An 18475-nucleotide genomic window follows, 5' to 3' on the forward strand; every position below is an offset into this window, starting at 1 on the left:
TATGGGGTTATTTGCTGGAGGAAGCCCCCGGTGGACGCCAAAGCAGATGGCCTTTCCCGCCAGCCGCGCTTCGTAAGGACCGTGACATGAGTGACACCACACCCCACAACCGGCGTATCCGCCCCGCCGCGATCATCGTTCTGTTTCTGACCGTTGTCCTGACGGGTCTGCTGCTGGTGCTCGGCACATGGCAGGTCAAACGCCTTTCCTGGAAGCTCGATCTTATCGAGCGGGTCGAAGCCCGCGCCCATGCCGATCCCGCCGACGCCCCTGCCGCCAAAGAATGGCCGGCGCTCGGCGATCCGGCGGAATACGAGTATCGCCGTGTGAAACTGTCCGGCACCTTCCTCAATGACAGGGAGGTTCAGGTCTATACGGTCACGGATCTCGGCCCCGGTTACTGGGTGATGACGCCGCTCAAGCGCGACGATGGCTCCAGCATCATCGTCAATCGCGGCTTCGTGCCGTCCGACAGGCGCGATCCATCCTCCCGCCAGGAAGGCGAACCGGCCGGAAACGTCGAGATCGTCGGACTGATGCGCGCGCCCGAAACCGGCGGGCTTTTCCTGCGCACCAACGATCCGGCAAATGGCCGCTGGTATTCCCGCAACATTCCGCAAATCTCGCAGGCATCCGGCCTTTCCGATGTCGCCCCGTTTTATGTCGACGCCGATGCGACACCCAATCCGGGCGGTCTGCCGGTGGGCGGCAAGACCATGCTCACCTTCCCGAACAACCACCTCTCCTATGCCGTGACATGGTATATTCTGGCGGCCATGGTGGTTGCGGCCGGCTGGTATGTCCTGCGCAACCTCAACGCCCCCAAACCGAAACGGGACGAGGATTGAACAGCCGGTTTTACCGGATGGTTCATAAAAGCACTTCCTTCTTCACGTTTTGCTGATCTATAACGACAGTTCGGCCTGACATTGCCCGTCGGCGCATTTTGTTTCGGTGAGTTATGGCAAGAGCATTTCTTCTCGTTCTGGATTCCTTCGGCGTCGGCGGCGCACCCGATGCGGAGCGCTATGGCGATCTTGGCGCAAACACGCTCGGCCATATCGCGGAATTCTGTGCAGCGGGCGCTGCCGACAAAGCGGGGCTTCGCTCCGGTCCGCTGAAACTGCCGAACATGTGTTCGCTCGGCCTGCTGGAGATCGCGCGGCAGGCAAGCGGCGACATTCCCGCCGGCATGGAACCGCCCGAGCGCATTTTCGGCCTGCACGGTTCCGCCAGCGAAATCTCCAAGGGCAAGGACACGCCTTCCGGCCACTGGGAGATCGCCGGTACGCCCGTCACCTTCGACTGGGGATATTTCCCGACGGAGGGCGATGCGTTTTCGCCGGAACTGGTGGAAGCGATCTGCAAGGAGGCAAATATTCCGGGCATTCTCGGCAATTGCCATGCTTCCGGGACCGAGATCATCGCTGCGCTCGGCGAGGAGCATATCAGGACCGGTAAACCGATCTGCTACACCTCATCCGATTCCGTTTTCCAGATCGCCGCGCACGAAACGCATTTCGGTCTGGAGCGCCTCATCGCGCTCTGCGAGACGGTACGCAAGCTGCTCGATCCTCTGAATATCGGCCGCGTCATCGCCCGCCCCTTCATCGGCGAAACGGTCGCGACCTTCGAACGCACCGGCAACCGCCGCGATTTCTCCGTTCTGCCGCCGGAGCCGACCCTGCTCGACAGACTTGTGGAGGCCGGCCGAAAAGTGCACGCCATCGGCAAGATCGGCGATATCTACGCCCATCAGGGCGTGACGCGCGTCATCAAGGCAAATGGCAACAGCGCCCTGATGGATGCGACGTTGCAGGCTATCGACGAGGCTGAAAACGGCGATCTCGTCTTCACCAATTTCGTCGATTTCGACATGCTTTACGGCCATCGCCGCGACGTTGCCGGTTACGCCGCCGCCCTTGAGGCCTTCGATGCGCGAATCCCCGAAATCCATCGCAAGATGGCGCCGGGTGACATCGCCCTTCTGACCGCCGATCACGGCTGCGACCCCACCTGGCGGGGCACGGACCATACACGGGAAAGGGTGCCGATCATGGCATTCGGGCCGGGCATTCGCTCGCGCGATGTCGGCATCCGTTCAAGCTACGCCGATATCGGCGAAAGCATCGCCCACCATCTTGGCATCGAGGCCGGTTCTCACGGCAGGAGCTTCATTTGACATCGCATTTGCTGAAAGCGGAAATTCATTGCCACATCGAAGGTGCGGCCCCGCCCGCCCTTGTCGCTAAACAGGCGGAGAAATACGGCATCGACACCAGCGGCTTCCTGCGGAACGGCCAATATGTCTGGTCGGATTTCGCCGAATTCATCCGTTGTTACGATGCGGTGGCGCAGGTGTTCAAGACGGATGAGGACTATGCCATCCTGACTGCAACCTATCTGACCGAACTTGCCGAAGCCAATACCATCTATAGCGAGCTGATCATTTCGCCCGATCACGGCGACCGCATCGGGCTAGGTGCCGACGCCTATCTGGCCGGCATTGCCGAAGGCATCCGCATCGCAAGGGAAAAGACGGGGATCGAAACCCGCATCATCGTCACCGGCGAGCGCCACTTCGGCCCGGAACGGGTGATCGCCGCAGCGGAATATGCGGCACGCACTCAACATCCGCTAGTAACGGGCTTCAACATGGCCGGCGAGGAGCGCATGGGCCGCGTCGCCGATTATGCGCGCGCCTTCGACATCGCCCGCGATGCCGGCCTTGGGCTGACCATTCATGCCGGCGAGGTTTGCGGGCCGGAAAGCGTTGCCGATGCGCTCGATCTCGTCAAACCGTCCCGCATCGGGCATGGCGTGCGCGCCATCGAAGATGCCGGTCTCATCGCCCGGCTGGCCGAGGCGGGAACGGTTCTGGAAGTCTGCCCCGGCTCGAATATCGCGCTCAACGTCTATCCCGATTTTGCCAGCCACCCGCTGAAAGCTCTGAGCGACGCCGGGGTGCGCGTCTGCATCAGTTCCGACGACCCGCCATTCTTCTTCACGTCGCTTGCACGGGAATATGCGCTGGCTGCGGGCGAGTTCGGCTTCAGCGATGCCGAGATCAATCGCATGACGCGGACTGCACTGGAATGCGCCTTCGTGGACGAGGAAACACGTGCGCGACTGCTTGCGAAACTCGCTGGCGCCTGACGCTGCGGTTCGCGGGGGTAAAACCGCGAAGAAGGCTTGCGAAAAACGCACTTTCGGTGAATTACAGGGCATAAGATAAAAGGAAGGCCAGTTTCATGGACGGCGTCACAGTCATCGAACATCCGCTGGTGCGGCACAAACTTACCATCATGCGCAAGAAGGAAACTTCCACGGCCGGCTTCCGCCGCCTGCTCAGGGAAATTTCGACGCTGCTCTGCTACGAAGTGACGCGCGACCTTGAGATGACGATGGAAACCATCGATACGCCGCTCGAAACCATCGAGGCCCCCGTGCTCGAAGGCAAGAAGCTGGTTTTCGCCTCCATCCTGCGCGCCGGCAATGGCCTGTTGGAAGGCATGCTCGAGCTCGTACCTTCGGCGCGCGTTTCCCATATCGGCGTTTATCGCGATCATGACACGCTGGAAGCCGTCGAATATTACTTCAAAGCCCCGGAAAGCCTCGATGCGCGCCTTATCATCGTTGTCGATCCGATGCTCGCGACCGGCAATTCCTCCATCGCCGCCGTTGAGAAGCTGAAGGAGCGCGGTGCGAAGAACATCCGCTTCCTGTGTCTGCTGGCGGCGCCCGAAGGCATCAAGAACTTCCGTGAAGCGCACCCCGATGTGCATATCTACACCGCCGCCATCGACAGCCATCTGAACGAGAAGGGCTATATCGTTCCCGGTCTCGGCGATGCCGGCGACCGCATGTATGGCACCAAATAACGCCGTTCATCATCGCTTAACCGTTTGAGCCATTCGCCGCCTCCACCAGCGGCGAATGGCTTTTTATTTTAAGGTTTCAGCATGTTTTGCGTCTATTCTCGGCAAGAATAACCTGCCCCTGGAGGAGCAAAGACTTGCTGATGCGTGCGATTTTTCTGCTTGTTGGTCTTTCGGTCGGTGCCACGCAAATTCCGGCGCTGGTGGAAAAGTTTCATCCGCGCCCGGAAGCAAGCATTGAGAAAGCGGAAGTCAGACCCGAAGCAGCCAAACCGGAGTCCGTTTCGCTGGGCGGCGTCAATCTGAAAGCGGATGCACGCGGCCACTTCAACGCCACCTTCCGCATCAACGGTAAATCCTTCGACGGGCTTGTCGATACCGGCGCTTCCATGGTCGCCATCAACGAGACGATTGCGCGCCGGCTGGGTTACGGCGTCAACAGCCTCGATTATAAGTATGCGATTTCAACGGCCAATGGCCAGACCATGGCCGCCTATGTGAAACTCGACCGGGTGGAGATCGGCACTATCCGGGTTCAGAATGTCGACGCCATGGTGCTGAAGGACAATGCGCTCGGCAACATGCTGATCGGCATGAGCTTCCTGAAACAACTATCGTCCTTCAAGGTATCGGGCGGCGAGATGCGGCTGGTCAGGTGATCCGCTCGAGAATGGGCGCATCGATCTCTGGCAAGCTGTCGGCAATTCCGTAGCAGGCAGCTACCCTTTTCACCGCACGTTCCGCCTCGTCCCTGGAAGCAGCATGAACGGTGGCGATCGGCGCGCCCTTTTCCACTTTCGTACCGAGCGGCAGGATATCCGAGATACCGACGGAAGGATCGATCGTGTCTGATGGCTTTCTTCTGCCGCCGCCAAGTTCGACGACAACCATGCCAAGATCGCGCGTGGCGCACGAGGCGAGCAAACCGCTGCGCTCCGCCAGAACCGGACGAATGACCGACGCAGAGGGCAGATAACGGGACGGATGCTCAACGAAGTCCGATGGGCCGCCCAGTGCCGAAGCCATCCGCGCAAAGATTTCCAGCGCTCGACCGGATGACAGCGCAGCCGACGCCAGCGCCTCTCCTTCCTCCAGCGTGGCCGCCTTTTGCGCCTGCACCAGCATTTCCGCCGCAAAGGACAGGACCACCTTTTCAAGACGGGTACCGGCCTTGCGACCGGCCAGAAAATCCAGGCAATTGACGATTTCGACCGCATTGCCGGCGGCATCGCCAAGCGGTTGGTTCATGTCGGTTATCAGCGCCGTTGTCGGCAGGCCTGCGCCATTCGCCACATCGACCAGCGCGCGGGCCAGATTGCGGGCATCCTCGACGCTCTGCATGAAAGCACCGTTGCCGACCTTCACATCCAGAACCAGCGTCTGCAGCCCGGCCGCAAGCTTTTTCGACAGGATGGAGGCCGTGATCAGCGGTATGGAATCGACCGTCGCGGTCACATCGCGAATGGCATAAAGCCGTTTATCGGCGGGAGCGAGATCGCCCGTCTGGCCGATGATGGCGCAGCCGACGGTCTTTACCGTCCGGCGAAACAACACCTCGTCCGGCATGACGTCGTAACCGGGGATCGCTTCCAGCTTGTCCAGCGTGCCGCCGGTATGGCCAAGGCCCCTGCCGGAAATCATCGGTACGGCGAGACCGCAGGCGGCAACGATGGGGGCGAGCATCAGGGAGACATTATCGCCGACGCCGCCGGTGGAATGCTTGTCCGCCACCGGCCTGCCGAGATCACTCCAGGACAGGACCTCACCGCTGTCGCGCATCGCCAGCGTCAGCGCCACCATCTCATCCCGGTTCATGCCGCGAAAGAACACCGCCATGGCAAAAGCAGCCGTCTGCCCTTCCGAGATGCCGTCTTTCGAAAGCGCCTCTATGAAAGCGGCAATCTCCCGAGGCTCAAGTGACAGGCCATCGCGTTTGCGCCGGATGATTTCCTGCGGGATCAAGCTCAATACCCGCTGGCGGCCTTGGCGGGCTCGCCGCCGGCCAGCACGTTCAGCACGTCATCGAGAACACCGGAAGCCCCGAAGCGGAAGGTGGATGGCATGGCCCAGTTGGGCGCCATGATGGTCTCCGCCAGCCTGAGATAGAGCGTGGCGTCCTCCACCGTGCCGATACCGCCGGCGGGCTTGAAGCCCACTTTCTGCCGGCTGTCGCGGATCGCCTGCAACATGATGTCGGCTGCCTCCAGCGTAGCATTGATGGCGACCTTGCCGGTCGAGGTCTTGATGAAATCGGCCCCTTCGGCAATGGCGAGTTCGGATGCGCGACGGATCAGCGCCTTGTCCTTCAACTCGCCGGTTTCAAGAATGACCTTGAGCAGTACGGGTGCAACGCAGGCCTTGCGAACGGCGGCCACCATGGTGGACACCGCCGTTTCATCGCCAGCTATGAATTTGCGATAGGGAATGACGAGGTCGATTTCGTCAGCGCCGTCGCGGATCGCCGCCTCGGTTTCGGCAACCACGGTCGCGATATCGAGATCGCCCGAAGGAAAATTGACGACCGTGGCGATGCGGATAGCATGGTCCTTTCCGAAGGCTGCACGGGCCTGCGCCACGAAGCGCGGCCAAATGCAGATTGCGGCCGTATTGCCATATTCCGTATGCGCGCGCTGGCACAAAGCGGCGATCTGCTGTGGCGTGCAGTCTTCCTTGAGATTGGTCAGGTCCAGCAAGGACAGGGTGAGGGCAGCCGCTTCGCGCGGACGCTGGAGTTCCATGGTCACGCTCCTCCTGCGATCATTTCCTTCAAGACAGCGGCAAGCCTCTTGCCACCCACGGGAGCCATATCCTTGGTTTCTTCATGGCTCAGTTCCGCGCCGGTCATGCCGGCACCGTAATTGGTAATAACCGATGCGGCGGCAACGCGCATCCCGAAAAAGCGCGCAAGGATGACTTCCGGCACGGTGGACATGCCAACGGCATCCGCCCCCAGCAGCCGCGCCATGCGGATTTCCGCCGGTGTTTCGAAGCTCGGGCCGGAAAACCACATATAGACGCCGCCGAACAAAGGCACTGTGGCGCGGATCGCGGCGTTGCGCATGGCAAGCATCAGATCGGGATCGTAAGCGGTGGTCATGCCGACGAAGCGGCGGTCGCTTTCCTCGCCGATCAGCGGGTTCATGCCGGAATAGTTGATGTGATCGGTGATCTGCATGACCGAGCCGGGCGGCATATCCTGCCTGACCGAACCTGCCGAATTGGTGAGGATGAGCGACTGCACGCCGAGGCCGGCCAGCGCCCCGATGATCGCGCGCATGGCGGACGGATCGCCCTTTTCGTAATAATGCACCCGGCCGGAGAGCATCATGACCGGCTCACCACCAAGATAGCCCGCCACCAGCTCACCCGCATGGCCGGAAACGCCGCTTGCGGGAAAACCGGGAAGTTCGGCATAGGGCACCCGTATCGGATCGCTGACGTCTTCCACCAGCGAACCGAGGCCCGAGCCGAGGACGATGGCGACGCGCGGCATCAGGCCGTTCAGGCGCTCCACCAGAATATCGATCAGCATATCCGGCATCAGGGCAGCTCTGTCTTGAAGCTGAAGGGCAAAAGCTCTTCCATGGTCATGACCTTCTGCACGCCGGTTTCGTCGCAGAGATAGACTTTCGTGTCCGGCGTCGCGAATTCGGCGATCTTCTGCCGGCAGCCGCCGCAGGGTGGGCAGAGAGCAAGCTTTTCGGCGATGACCGCGATTTCGTCGATCTTCTTCGCCCCACCCATGATCATGGCGCTGATGGCGGAAGGTTCAGCGCACCAGCCCTGCGGGAAGGAGAGGTTCTCGATATTGGCGCCCTTGTAAATCTTGCCGTCTTCGGCGCGGATCGCCGCACCGACCGGAAATTTCGAATAGGGCGCGTGGGCAAAGGCCATGGCCTCCACCGCTGCCTCGAACAGGGCATGGGACATCGGATCTCGGGACATGGATTTAACGCTCCTTCGCATAGGCAACGCCACCGGCCTTGGGGGGCTTGGCGACGCCAATGAAACCGGCAAGCAGGATGCAGGTCAGAATATACGGCATGGCCTGGAATATCTGCACCGGCACCTCGCCTATGCCCGGCACGGATTTACCCTGCATGAAGTTGGCGAAGGCATCCAGAAAACCGAAGAGCAGGCAGGCGAACATGACCGGCACCGGCTTCCATTTCGCGAAGATCAGCGCCGCAAGTGCGATATAGCCCTTGCCGGCCGACATGTTGGCGATGAAGGCCGCCGACTGCGCAACGGCGAGATAGGCGCCCGAAAAACCGCAGAGGAAGCCGGCGACGATGACGGCGCGGAAACGCATCCATGTCACCGAAATGCCGGCCGTATCCACCGCACCCGGGTTTTCACCAACGGCGCGCAAGCGAAGGCCGAAACGGGTACGGTAAAGCACCCACCAGGACAGCGGCACCGCCAGAAAGGCGAGATAGGTGAGGATATTGTTGCCGGAAATGACATTGGCATAGAGCGGGCCGATGAAGGGCACCTCGCGCATCGCATCCGCACCCGGCAGGACGATCGGCGCAAAGCGGCCCTCGGACGGCAATTGCGGCGTGCGGCCGCCCTGCCCGAACCAGGCTTGCCCCAGAACCACCGTCAGGCCGGCGGCGATGAAGTTGAGCGCCACGCCCGACACGATCTGGTTGCCGCGATTGGTGATGACGGCGAAACCATGGATCAACGAGAAGAGGATGGAAACAGTGATGCCCGCCAGCAGACCGGCCCATGGATCTGCCGTGAGATAGGCGACGCAGGCGGAGGCGAAGGCCGCCGCCAGCATCTTGCCTTCAAGCCCGATATCGAACACGCCGGCACGTTCGGAAAAGAGCCCGGCGAGCGCGGTGAAGAGGAGCGGGATGGTGAGGCGGACGGTCGAGCCGAGGATGCTGACCAGCATATCGAAGAAATCCATATCAGCTCACCCCTTTGCCAAACGCTGGTAGATGCGGACGACCGCCGGCCGGTACATATATTCCAGCGCGCCGGCAAAAAGGATCACCAGACCCTGAATGACCACGATCATCTCGCGGGTAATGTTCGGCATCTCGAAGGAAAGGTCAGCGCCGCCCTGATAGAGAATACCGAACAGCAATGCCGCGAAGATGATGCCGAGCGGATGGCTTCGCCCCATCAGCGACACGGCGATGCCGACGAAACCCGCGCCGCCGACGAATTCCACCTGCAGGCGGGCGGAAGCGCCCATGACCGGGTTCAGCGCCATCATGCCCGCCAGACCGCCGGAAATCAGCATGGCGATGATGACCGTTCGCGCATAGGGAATGCCGGCATAGATGGCGGCCGACGGGCTGATGCCGAGCGTGCGCATCTCATAACCGAGCTTGGTGCGCCAGATCAGCACCCAGACGAGGAAACACATGACCAGCGCGATGATGAAGGAGACGTTGAACGGCGCCGGCCCGAGCTTAAGGCCGAACAGCGCCATCAGCCAGTCCAATTTCGGCAATTGCCCGCCCGGCAGGAAGGTGCGCGTTTCCGGCGCCATCTTGCCCGGCACGATCAGCACATTCACCAGCAGATAGACCATCAGTGCAGCTGCGATGAAGTTGAACATGATGGTGGTGATGACGACGTGGCTGCCGCGTTTTGCCTGCAACCATGCCGGAATGAAGGCCCAGGCCGCGCCGAAAAGCGCGGCACCGATGACGGCGAAAGGCATCGTCACATACCACGGCACGTAACGATCAAGCGCCAGCGCCACCAGCGCCGCACCCAGACCGCCAATATAGGCCTGACCTTCGGAGCCGATATTGAAGAGGCCGGCATGGAAGGCCACGGCGACGGAAAGGCCGGTGAAGATGAAGCTCGTCGTGTAGAACAGCGTGAAGCCGATGGCGTCGCCACGGCCGAGCGCACCTTCGATGAGCAGGCGCAGCGCCGCCAGCGGGCTTTCACCGATGGACCAGACAACGAGGCCGGAAATCAGAAAGGCGGTGACGACGTTCAGCAGCGGCAACAGGCCGTAGCTGATCCAGTTTGGTAGGGGAACGGAAGCGGTGCTCATTCATGCCTCATGCGGCGATGCCGGCCATCATCAGGCCCAGCGTCTGTTCTTCGGCTTCCGCCGTTTTTTCTCCAACGACACGGCCCGCGAACATGACCATGATCCGATCCGAAAGAGAACGGATTTCATCGAGTTCGACAGAAACCAGCAAAATCGCCTTTCCGGCATCGCGCATTTCAATGATACGGCGATGGATGAATTCGATGGCGCCGATATCCACACCGCGTGTCGGCTGGCCGATGATCAGCATCTTCGGGTCACGTTCGATTTCGCGGGCAACGACGATCTTCTGCTGATTACCGCCGGAAAAATTGGCGGTCTTCAGCTGCGGGTTCGGCGGGCGGATATCGTATTTCTCGATCTTTTCGACCGCATCCTTGCGGATGGCCTCGGGGTTGAGGAAAGGTCCTTTGCCGTATCGCTCATCATGGTGATAACCGAGGATGGAGTTTTCATATTCCTCGAATTTCAGCACCAGCCCCATATGGTGGCGGTCTTCCGGGATATGCGCGAGGCCGAGCCGGCGCAAAATTGCCGGATCGGGGCGGTCCACCTTCTGGCCATCCACCCATATTTCTCCCGAATAGGGTTTGCGGATGCCGGCGATGGCTTCGAGCAGCTCCGACTGACCATTGCCCGCCACGCCGGCAATGCCGACGATTTCACCGGCACGGACATCGAGCGAGACATCATCCACCATGGTGACGCCGCGGTTGTCCTTGACAGTCAGATTGCGGATCGAGAGCAGAACATCGCCCGGTGTCGTCTCGCCCTTTTCCACCCTGAGCAGCACGCGGCGGCCAACCATCAGCTCGGCCAGTTCCTCGACGCTGGTTTCGGAGGTCTTGCGCGTTGCAACCATTTCACCGCGGCGCATGACGGAGACGGAATCCGTGATCGCCATGATTTCACGCAGCTTATGGGTGATGAGGATGACGGTCTTGCCCTGCTCGCGCAGGACGCCGAGGATTTTGAAAAGGTGATCGGCCTCGGCCGGCGTCAGAACGCCGGTCGGCTCATCGAGGATCAGGATTTCGGCGCCACGATACATGGCTTTGAGGATTTCGACGCGCTGCTGCAGACCGACCGGCAATTCTTCGATAACCGCATCCGGATCGACTTCCAGACCGTAATCGTCCTCGAGTCGCTGCAACTCCTTGCGGGCCGCCGCCCGGCCCTTGGCGAGCGATGCGCCGCCTTCCGCGCCGAGCATGACGTTTTCCAGCACGGTGAAATTTTCCACAAGCATGAAGTGCTGATGCACCATGCCGATGCCGGCATTGATGGCCGTCTGGCTGTCACGGATCGCGACGGGCGTGCCATTCACCCGGATTTCACCGGCATCCGTCTGGTAAAAGCCGTAGAGGATCGACATCAGGGTCGATTTCCCGGCACCGTTTTCCCCGATGATGCCGTGGATCGTGCCCTTGGCGACAGTCAGATTGATATTTTTGTTGGCGTGAACGGCACCGAATTTCTTGTCGATGCCCACCAGTTCGATTGCAGGGTCCATACTCAAACCGAAACCTCTCCGAAGGCTGGATATGAAAAGGGCGCAAGATGAAAAACATCATGCGCCCCCATTACATATCATATCATTTCGGGCAGGAATTATCCGCCATATAGTCATGAACCTTGACGGCGCCGGAGATGATATCGGCCTTCGCCTTGTCCACGGCGGCGGTCATTTCCGGCGTGATCAGGGCCTTGTTGTTGTCGTCGACCGCGTAGGCGACGCCATCTTCCTTGACGCCGAGCGCAACGATGCCGGGGGTGAACTTGTCGTCCTTGGCATCCTTGTAGGCATTGTAGACGGCCAGATCGACGCGCTTGACCATGGAGGTCAGAACCGAACCCGGATGCAGGTGGTTCTGGTTGGAATCGACGCCGATCGAGAACTTCTTGTTGTCGGCGGCAGTCTGCAGCACACCGATACCTGTCGCGCCGGCTGCCGCGTAAATCACGTCCGCACCCTGGTCGATCTGGTTCTTGGTGAGTTCGCCGCCGCGCACCGGATCGTTCCAGGCCGCACCCGTGGTGCCGGTCATGTTCTGGAAGACTTCAATCTTGTCGTTGGCCGCCTTGGCGCCCTGCGCATAACCACAGGCGAACTTACGGATCAGCGGAATATCCATGCCGCCGATAAAGCCGACCTTGCCGGTCTTGGAGGCCATGCCGGCCAGCAGACCGACGAGATAGGAGCCTTCGTGCTCCTTGTAGACGACGGAGCGGACATTAGGCAGTTCGACGACGGAATCGACGATGACGAACTTGGTGTCGGGGAATTCGGCTGCGACCTTTTCCATGGCCGAGGTCCAGGCGAAGGAAACGGCAACGACCGGGTTGAAGCCCTTGCTGGCGAAGTTGCGGATGGCCTGTTCGCCCTGCGTGTCGCTGGTCGGCTCGAAATCGCGGAACTCGATGCCCGTTTCCGCCTTGAACTTTTCAGCGCCGGCCGCAGCGGCTTCGTTGAACGATTTGTCGAACTTGCCGCCCGTGCCATAGACCAGCGCCGGCTTGATATCCGCAGCAAGCGCGGAAGCCGACATTGCGGCAAGCGCAAAAAGCGTCAGAAGGGATTTTTTCATTGTGCAGCCCTGTTGTTGCAATTGATATTTTAAGGGTCCTCCCGCAATCCCGTTGACCGGGAATGTCTGCGGAACCGCCAGCCGTTTTCCCGGCTGTGCTTGCCTCATATCCTTGCATGGCTCAATGAAAAATTCATCCGGTTTTTTTGACCCGGTGGAAAAACTTTATTCTGGCGTTTTTTTAGTCTTTCCACCGGGGCGACCTGCAAAAAATCTAGTCGATATTGCAGCTTACGCCGGTTCCCCTCAGGCCGCAGTAGCCGCCCGGGTTCTTGGCAAGATATTGCTGATGGTAGTCTTCAGCGTAATAAAACTTTTCAAGCGGCCCGATCTCGGTGGTGATGGCGCTGCCATGGCCGGCCTCGTCCAAAGCCTGTTGAAAAGCATCGCTCGCCTTCTGCGCCTGCTGCAACTGCCCTTCCGTCGTCGCGTAAATGGCGGAACGGTAGGTCGTGCCGACATCGTTGCCCTGCCGCATCCCTTGCGTCGGATCATGCTCCTCGAAGAATATCTTCAGCAGGCCCGAGAGCGAAATCACGGCCGGATCGTAGACAACCTTGACCACTTCGGCATGGCCCGTCTGACCCGTCGTCGTCTCCTGATAGGTGGGGTTGCGGGTGAAGCCGCCGGCATAACCCACCGCCGTCACCCAAACGCCCGGCGTTTTCCAGAACAACCGTTCCGCACCCCAGAAGCAGCCCATGCCGAGATAGATGGTTTCAAAACCGTCGGGATAAGGCCCTTTTAAGGGCCGGCCATTGACGAAATGATGTTCCGGCACGGCAAGCGCCTGTTCACGGCCGGGCAAGGCGGTTTCTTCGGTCGGCATCGTCGTTTTTTTTGAAAGCGTATCGAACAGGAACATTCGGTCCTCCATGCGGCCAGTTCCGCCGCTTCTTACGGTTCACATCTGCGGGCGCCCAATTCGACAGACACAAATCAGGCCGATAAACGCCTCATCGCCTTGTGCTTCCTGTAGCCCGCCATCCAGCAGAGCAGGGAAAGCGCCAGGGAAACGGCAAATGCGGGCACCGCCAACAGGGCATTTTCAATGAAGCGCCACGCTTCAGGGTGAATATAGTGAGCCATGGCCGCTTCCACCATGGTGCGCGAGGCAGGAAGCAGATAGTTCCAGACGGACAGGATGCCGGTGATGTTGACCGAGGATGTGGAAACCGAGCGGATCGAATCGAGCACGCCCAGAAAAACCGCCGCAACGAGGAAAAGAAAGCTCAAAAACCGCAAAAAAGCTTTCATCAGGGACACCTCGCTTACGATCTGCCGGTCAGACAGCCATATTTTGAAATCTATAATGCATCGATAAAGGCGGGAAAACCGGTTTGCAATCGCATCGGAACACAGGAAATTGCCGACATTTCAAAAAACTGTCAGATTCGTGTTGATCCCTGCGAATTCATCGGTATATATCGCGCCGTTCCAGTGATTTGCATTCTTCAAAACATGCAGATTTGAAAAAGGACAGGTGGCCGAGTGGTTTAAGGCGCACGCCTGGAACGCGTGTGTGCGTGAAAGCGTACCGTGGGTTCGAATCCCACCCTGTCCGCCATTTCACCCCACCCCGATGCCGTTAAAAGCAAGCCTCACCGGTTCGCCCGCCGCGATGCCGACCGACAGCGCCGAGTAGCACACAAGTCGCGTTTTCCCTCTTCCGCAAGCCGTGATGGCTATGCTTCTGCACAGACAGGGGTTTCTTGCGCTTTTTTGCTGCGCTTCCCCCTCTCTTGCGCCTTGCAGCAGGAAAAATCGCTCCTTATATACGCCGCAGAACTGCAGCAAATACTGCAAATCCAAGTCAAGGAGCTGCCACAAGAATGCCTCACGGGGTTCCGGCAACTCGCTTCAAGGAGAGAAGAGCATGGCAAAAGTAATCGGTATCGACCTTGGCACGACCAATTCCTGCGTTGCAGTGATGGACGGCAAGGACACGAAAGTAATTGAAAACGCGGAAGGTGCACGCACCACGCCGTCCATGGTGGCATTTTCCGACGATGGCGAACGCCTTGTCGGCCAGCCGGCAAAGCGCCAGGCGGTCACCAACCCGACCAACACCCTGTTTGCGGTTAAGCGCCTCATCGGCCGCCGTTATGAAGACCCGACCGTAGAAAAGGACAAGGCTCTGGTCCCCTTTGAAATCGTCAAGGGTGACAATGGCGACGCATGGGTGAAGGCGCAGGACAAGCCCTATTCCCCTTCGCAGATTTCCGCGATGATCCTTCAGAAGATGAAGGAAACGGCTGAATCCTATCTCGGCGAAAAGGTCGAGAAGGCCGTCATCACCGTTCCTGCCTACTTCAACGACGCCCAGCGTCAGGCAACGAAGGATGCCGGCCGCATCGCCGGTCTGGACGTCCTGCGCATCATCAACGAGCCGACTGCGGCAGCGCTCGCTTATGGCCTCGACAAGAAGGACGGCAAGACCATCGCCGTTTACGACCTTGGCGGCGGTACCTTCGATATTTCCGTTCTGGAAATCGGCGACGGCGTCTTCGAAGTGAAGTCCACCAATGGCGATACCTTCCTTGGTGGTGAAGACTTCGACATGCGTCTGGTCGAATATCTGGCCGGCGAGTTCAAGAAGGATCAGGGCATCGACCTGAAGAACGACAAGCTCGCTCTGCAGCGCCTCAAGGAAGCTGCGGAAAAGGCGAAGATCGAACTTTCGTCCTCGCAGCAGACCGAAATTAACCTGCCGTTCATCACGGCCGATGCTTCCGGTCCGAAGCACCTGACGCTGAAGCTGACCCGCGCCAAGTTCGAAAGCCTGGTGGACGATCTGGTGCAGCGCACCGTCGCACCGTGCAAGGCAGCGCTGAAGGATGCAGGCGTTTCCGCTTCCGAGATCGATGAAGTCGTTCTCGTCGGTGGCATGAGCCGCATGCCGAAGGTGCAGGAAGTCGTCAAGCAGCTGTTCGGCAAGGAGCCGCACAAGGGCGTGAACCCGGATGAAGTGGTCGCCATGGGCGCTGCCATCCAGGCCGGCGTTCTGCAGGGCGACGTCAAGGACGTTCTGCTGCTCGACGTGACTCCGCTGTCGCTCGGCATCGAAACGCTGGGTGGCGTCTTCACCCGTCTGATCGATCGCAACACGACGATCCCGACCAAAAAGAGCCAGACCTTCTCGACCGCCGAAGACAACCAGTCGGCCGTGACCATCCGCGTCTCGCAGGGTGAGCGCGAAATGGCGCAGGACAACAAGCTGCTCGGCCAGTTCGACCTCGTCGGCCTGCCGCCGGCACCGCGTGGCGTTCCGCAGATCGAAGTAACCTTCGATATCGACGCCAACGGCATCGTGCAGGTTTCGGCGAAAGACAAGGGCACCGGCAAGGAACAGCAGATCCGCATCCAGGCTTCCGGCGGTCTCTCCGACGCCGACATCGAGAAGATGGTGAAGGACGCTGAAGCCAATGCCGAAGCCGACAAGAAGCGTCGTGCGGGTGTGGAAGCCAAGAACCAGGCCGAAAGCCTCATCCACTCCACCGAGAAGTCGGTGAAGGAATATGGTGACAAGGTTTCCGAGACCGACCGCAAGGCTATCGAAGACGCCATTGCCAGCCTGAAGACCGCCGTCGAAGCCGCTGAGCCGGATGCAGACGACATTCAGGCCAAGACCCAGACCCTCATGGAAGTTTCCATGAAGCTCGGTCAGGCCATCTACGAAGCGCAGCAGGCCGAGGCCGGCGATGCTTCCGCAGAAGGCAAGGACGACGTCGTCGACGCCGACTATGAGGAAATCAAGGACGACAAGAAGTCCGCCTAATCGCGTGACCTCCCGTCTTCTGAAAACATATGCAAGACATCCGGCTGCCGACGTGCAGCCGGAAATCCATTTGCGGGGCTTGTTAACTTAATGGCGAAAGCAGACTTTTACGAAACACTTGGCGTCAGCAAGACCGCGGACGAAAAAGAGCTGAAAAGCGCCTTCCGCAAACTCGCGATGAAATACCATCCGGACAAGAACCCGGACGATGCCGATTCCGAACGGAAATTCAAGGAAATCAACGAAGCCTATGAAACGCTGAAGGACCCGCAGAAGCGCGCGGCCTATGACCGTTTCGGCCACGCCGCATTTGAAAATGGCGGCATGGGCGGCGGTGGCGGCTTTGGCGGCGGCGGTTTCGCCAATGGCGGCTTCTCGGATATTTTCGAAGACATCTTCGGCGAGATGATGGGCGGCGGCCGTGCGCGCCGCTCTTCCGGCGGACGCGAGCGCGGCGCCGATCTTCGCTACAATATGGAAATCACGCTGGAAGAGGCCTTCACCGGCAAGACGGCGCAGATCAGGGTTCCGACCTCGATCACCTGCGATGTCTGTTCCGGCTCGGGTGCAAAGCCCGGCACGCAGCCCAAGACCTGCGCCACCTGTCAGGGGTCCGGCCGCGTGCGCGCGGCGCAGGGCTTCTTCTCGGTGGAACGCACCTGCCCCACCTGCCATGGTCGCGGCCAGACGATTTCCGACCCCTGCGGCAAGTGCCACGGTCAGGGCCGTGTGACTGAAGAGCGTTCGCTTTCCGTCAACATTCCCTCGGGCATCGAGGACGGTACCCGCATTCGCCTGCAGGGCGAAGGCGAGGCCGGCATGCGTGGCGGCCCGGCGGGCGATCTCTATATCTTCCTGTCCGTGCGTCCGCATGAATTCTTCCAGCGCGACGGCGCCGACCTTTATTGCACCGTACCGATCTCCATGACGACGGCAGCACTTGGCGGCACCTTCGATGTCACGACGCTCGACGGCACCAAGTCGCGCGTTACGGTTCCGGAAGGAACCCAGCCGGGCAAGCAGTTCCGTCTGAAGGGTAAGGGCATGCCGGTGCTGCGTTCGGCGCAGACGGGCGACCTCTATATCCAGATCCAGATCGAAACGCCGCAGAAACTCAGCAAGCGTCAGCGCGAGCTGCTGCAGGAGTTCGAGCAGCTCTCCTCCAAGGAGAACAATCCGGAATCGACGGGCTTCTTCGCCCGGATGAAGGAATTCTTCGACGGCTGACTGCCGCCGCCCCATGCTTTAAGAACGCCGCCATCCTTCGGGACTGGCGGCGTTTTCGTTTCCGGCTCAGCCGGAAAAGCCGCCTTCATCCAGATATTGCCGTTCCGCCAGCGTCGTTTCCCGCAGCAATATGTCATTGCGATGCGGAAAGCGGCCGAAACGCTCAATGATATCGCGATGTTCTTCGGCGTGGTGAAGATAAAGCCCGCCAAGCGGCTGGTTCAGGACGCAGGCACGCTGCTGGGCCTTCATATCTTCCGCATGGGAAAAGGGTAGATAGAAGAAAACGCGCAAATCCCCGCCCATCGCCTGATCGTGGCCACGGCGGATGGCCTCGTCCGCAAAAAGCCGCGCCAATGGATCGGTTGCATACATGTGAGCGGTGCCACGAAAGCAGTTGCGCGGAAACTGATCCAGCAGAAGCATCAGCGCGAGACTGCTTTCCGCGCCCTCCAGCCACTTGTCCAATTCGCGTCTTGCGGCAGCAAAATGGGTATCGCGGAAACGGTCGTGAAAGTGGTTATCGAAGGCGGCGTCCTTGTCGAACCACTTGTCCGGTCCGGCCTTCTTCCAGAAATCGACGATATCGGCGGCCAGCGCGGCGGTGTCGTTTTTCATTGGCTCTTCCCTGTCAATAATGCGGCGGTCGAGTAATCGCGGGCGCGTCCAGCGATTGCTCCTCCAGGCTCAGGAACCTCTCCGTCAGGCGGTCGAGCTTGGCGCGGGTCTGCTCCACCACCTTCCACTGTTCCGCCAGCTGATCGGAGAGCTCCTCTATCACCTTGGCCTGATGCGCGGCCGTTTCCTCGAGCGCGATGATCCGTTTTTCGGTTTCCGACGTCATATCGACCTCTCTTTCCAGCCCTTCCTTGGGCCTAAAAGCTCCCGAGTCAACCATATGTCGCTTTGGTGAAGCGAATTCGTCATGGCGATCCAGAAACGAAAAAAGCCGGCGATGTTTCCATCGCCGGCA

General features: G+C 60.0%; 19 protein-coding genes and 1 tRNA gene. 8 read left to right on the forward strand and 12 right to left on the reverse strand.

Translation table 11 applies throughout. The annotated features are described in order from the left end of the window. Positions 1-86 precede the first annotated feature (86 nt). The 5 genes from ACQZ5G_RS09415 (at position 87) to ACQZ5G_RS09435 (ending at position 4537) form a co-directional block, all read left to right on the forward strand. Positions 87-848, forward strand: a complete 762-nt coding sequence (locus ACQZ5G_RS09415; RefSeq protein ID WP_448737109.1) for an SURF1 family protein — start codon at positions 87-89, stop codon at positions 846-848. 113 nt (positions 849-961) lie between these two features. Beyond that, positions 962-2182, forward strand: a complete 1221-nt coding sequence (locus tag ACQZ5G_RS09420) for a phosphopentomutase (protein ID WP_142844226.1) — start codon at positions 962-964, stop codon at positions 2180-2182. After that, complete coding sequence (locus ACQZ5G_RS09425; RefSeq protein WP_448737108.1) at positions 2179-3156, forward strand: adenosine deaminase; 978 nt, start codon at positions 2179-2181, stop codon at positions 3154-3156. The genes ACQZ5G_RS09420 and ACQZ5G_RS09425 overlap by 4 nt, the downstream gene beginning before the upstream one ends. A gap of 95 nt (positions 3157-3251) precedes the next feature. Next, positions 3252-3881 (forward strand): uracil phosphoribosyltransferase, encoded by a 630-nt coding sequence (upp, locus tag ACQZ5G_RS09430; RefSeq protein WP_003524359.1) that lies wholly within the window; start codon positions 3252-3254, stop codon positions 3879-3881. 134 nt (positions 3882-4015) lie between these two features. Then, positions 4016-4537, forward strand: a complete 522-nt coding sequence (locus tag ACQZ5G_RS09435) for a TIGR02281 family clan AA aspartic protease (protein ID WP_448737107.1) — start codon at positions 4016-4018, stop codon at positions 4535-4537. On the opposite strand, the gene deoA is transcribed toward ACQZ5G_RS09435, so the two are convergent. The 10 genes from deoA to ACQZ5G_RS09485 all read right to left on the reverse strand — a co-directional run bounded on the left by deoA (position 4530) and on the right by ACQZ5G_RS09485 (position 13754). Then, positions 4530-5846, reverse strand: a complete 1317-nt coding sequence (deoA, locus tag ACQZ5G_RS09440) for a thymidine phosphorylase (protein ID WP_448737106.1) — start codon at positions 5844-5846, stop codon at positions 4530-4532. The two genes, ACQZ5G_RS09435 and deoA, sit on opposite strands and share 8 nt — an antisense overlap. After that, a complete protein-coding gene (deoC, locus tag ACQZ5G_RS09445; protein WP_448737105.1) occupies positions 5843-6616 on the reverse strand; it encodes a deoxyribose-phosphate aldolase in 774 nt (257 codons plus the stop codon). Before deoC ends, deoA begins: the two co-directional genes overlap by 4 nt. A 2-nt stretch (positions 6617-6618) precedes the next feature. Then, entirely contained in the window at positions 6619-7419 is an 801-nt protein-coding gene (locus tag ACQZ5G_RS09450; RefSeq protein WP_080852871.1) for a purine-nucleoside phosphorylase, read from the reverse strand. Continuing rightward, positions 7419-7808: a cytidine deaminase gene (locus ACQZ5G_RS09455; protein WP_448737588.1), complete on the reverse strand. Its 390-nt coding sequence runs from the start codon at positions 7806-7808 to the stop codon at positions 7419-7421. Before ACQZ5G_RS09455 ends, ACQZ5G_RS09450 begins: the two co-directional genes overlap by 1 nt. Before the next feature lie 19 nt (positions 7809-7827). After that, positions 7828-8799: an ABC transporter permease gene (locus ACQZ5G_RS09460; protein ID WP_448737104.1), complete on the reverse strand. Its 972-nt coding sequence runs from the start codon at positions 8797-8799 to the stop codon at positions 7828-7830. Positions 8800-8805: 6 nt separating this feature from the next. Next, complete coding sequence (locus tag ACQZ5G_RS09465; protein WP_003524352.1) at positions 8806-9909, reverse strand: ABC transporter permease; 1104 nt, start codon at positions 9907-9909, stop codon at positions 8806-8808. Between the two features lie 7 nt (positions 9910-9916). Then, positions 9917-11422, reverse strand: coding sequence for an ABC transporter ATP-binding protein (locus ACQZ5G_RS09470; RefSeq protein WP_448737587.1), 1506 nt, complete (start codon positions 11420-11422; stop codon positions 9917-9919). A gap of 82 nt (positions 11423-11504) precedes the next feature. Continuing rightward, positions 11505-12497 (reverse strand): BMP family lipoprotein, encoded by a 993-nt coding sequence (locus ACQZ5G_RS09475; protein ID WP_003524348.1) that lies wholly within the window; start codon positions 12495-12497, stop codon positions 11505-11507. Between the two features lie 214 nt (positions 12498-12711). Then, the gene (msrA, locus tag ACQZ5G_RS09480; RefSeq protein ID WP_448737586.1) at positions 12712-13362 is read right to left on the reverse strand and encodes a peptide-methionine (S)-S-oxide reductase MsrA; all 651 of its coding nucleotides are present in this window, start codon (positions 13360-13362) and stop codon (positions 12712-12714) included. A 74-nt stretch (positions 13363-13436) separates the two neighbouring features. Next, a complete protein-coding gene (locus tag ACQZ5G_RS09485) occupies positions 13437-13754 on the reverse strand; it encodes a hypothetical protein (RefSeq protein WP_448737103.1) in 318 nt (105 codons plus the stop codon). A gap of 220 nt (positions 13755-13974) precedes the next feature. On the opposite strand from ACQZ5G_RS09485, the gene ACQZ5G_RS09490 reads away from it, so the two are divergent. From ACQZ5G_RS09490 to dnaJ, 3 genes are all read left to right on the forward strand, one after another. Next, positions 13975-14064 (forward strand) — tRNA-Ser (locus tag ACQZ5G_RS09490). Positions 14065-14373: 309 nt separating this feature from the next. Next, positions 14374-16275, forward strand: coding sequence for a molecular chaperone DnaK (gene dnaK, locus ACQZ5G_RS09495; RefSeq protein WP_003524342.1), 1902 nt, complete (start codon positions 14374-14376; stop codon positions 16273-16275). A gap of 90 nt (positions 16276-16365) precedes the next feature. Then, complete coding sequence (gene dnaJ, locus ACQZ5G_RS09500) at positions 16366-17502, forward strand: molecular chaperone DnaJ (protein ID WP_004439156.1); 1137 nt, start codon at positions 16366-16368, stop codon at positions 17500-17502. A 66-nt stretch (positions 17503-17568) separates the two neighbouring features. Here the strand turns inward: dnaJ and ACQZ5G_RS09505 are convergent, their stop codons facing one another. Together ACQZ5G_RS09505 and ACQZ5G_RS09510 are read right to left on the reverse strand one after the other, a co-directional pair. After that, the gene (locus ACQZ5G_RS09505; RefSeq protein WP_448737102.1) at positions 17569-18120 is read right to left on the reverse strand and encodes a DUF924 family protein; all 552 of its coding nucleotides are present in this window, start codon (positions 18118-18120) and stop codon (positions 17569-17571) included. A 13-nt stretch (positions 18121-18133) separates the two neighbouring features. After that, complete coding sequence (locus ACQZ5G_RS09510; RefSeq protein WP_059759493.1) at positions 18134-18346, reverse strand: SlyX family protein; 213 nt, start codon at positions 18344-18346, stop codon at positions 18134-18136. Positions 18347-18475 lie beyond the last annotated feature (129 nt).

The organism is Agrobacterium sp. 22-214-1 (genome assembly GCF_053522465.1).

Coding starts and splice junctions, on each gene's coding strand:
- ACQZ5G_RS09415 (WP_448737109.1), top strand. CDS start 87: ATGAGTGACACCACACCCCACAACCGGCGTATCCGCCCCGCCGCGATC.
- ACQZ5G_RS09420 (WP_142844226.1), top strand. CDS start 962: ATGGCAAGAGCATTTCTTCTCGTTCTGGATTCCTTCGGCGTCGGCGGC.
- upp (WP_003524359.1), top strand. CDS start 3,252: ATGGACGGCGTCACAGTCATCGAACATCCGCTGGTGCGGCACAAACTT.
- deoC (WP_448737105.1), bottom strand. CDS start 6,616: ATGGAACTCCAGCGTCCGCGCGAAGCGGCTGCCCTCACCCTGTCCTTG.
- ACQZ5G_RS09450 (WP_080852871.1), bottom strand. CDS start 7,419: ATGCCGGATATGCTGATCGATATTCTGGTGGAGCGCCTGAACGGCCTG.
- ACQZ5G_RS09455 (WP_448737588.1), bottom strand. CDS start 7,808: ATGTCCCATGCCCTGTTCGAGGCAGCGGTGGAGGCCATGGCCTTTGCC.
- ACQZ5G_RS09460 (WP_448737104.1), bottom strand. CDS start 8,799: ATGGATTTCTTCGATATGCTGGTCAGCATCCTCGGCTCGACCGTCCGC.
- ACQZ5G_RS09465 (WP_003524352.1), bottom strand. CDS start 9,909: ATGAGCACCGCTTCCGTTCCCCTACCAAACTGGATCAGCTACGGCCTG.
- ACQZ5G_RS09470 (WP_448737587.1), bottom strand. CDS start 11,422: ATGGACCCTGCAATCGAACTGGTGGGCATCGACAAGAAATTCGGTGCC.
- ACQZ5G_RS09475 (WP_003524348.1), bottom strand. CDS start 12,497: ATGAAAAAATCCCTTCTGACGCTTTTTGCGCTTGCCGCAATGTCGGCT.
- msrA (WP_448737586.1), bottom strand. CDS start 13,362: ATGTTCCTGTTCGATACGCTTTCAAAAAAAACGACGATGCCGACCGAA.
- ACQZ5G_RS09485 (WP_448737103.1), bottom strand. CDS start 13,754: ATGAAAGCTTTTTTGCGGTTTTTGAGCTTTCTTTTCCTCGTTGCGGCG.
- dnaK (WP_003524342.1), top strand. CDS start 14,374: ATGGCAAAAGTAATCGGTATCGACCTTGGCACGACCAATTCCTGCGTT.
- dnaJ (WP_004439156.1), top strand. CDS start 16,366: ATGGCGAAAGCAGACTTTTACGAAACACTTGGCGTCAGCAAGACCGCG.
- ACQZ5G_RS09505 (WP_448737102.1), bottom strand. CDS start 18,120: ATGAAAAACGACACCGCCGCGCTGGCCGCCGATATCGTCGATTTCTGG.
- ACQZ5G_RS09510 (WP_059759493.1), bottom strand. CDS start 18,346: ATGACGTCGGAAACCGAAAAACGGATCATCGCGCTCGAGGAAACGGCC.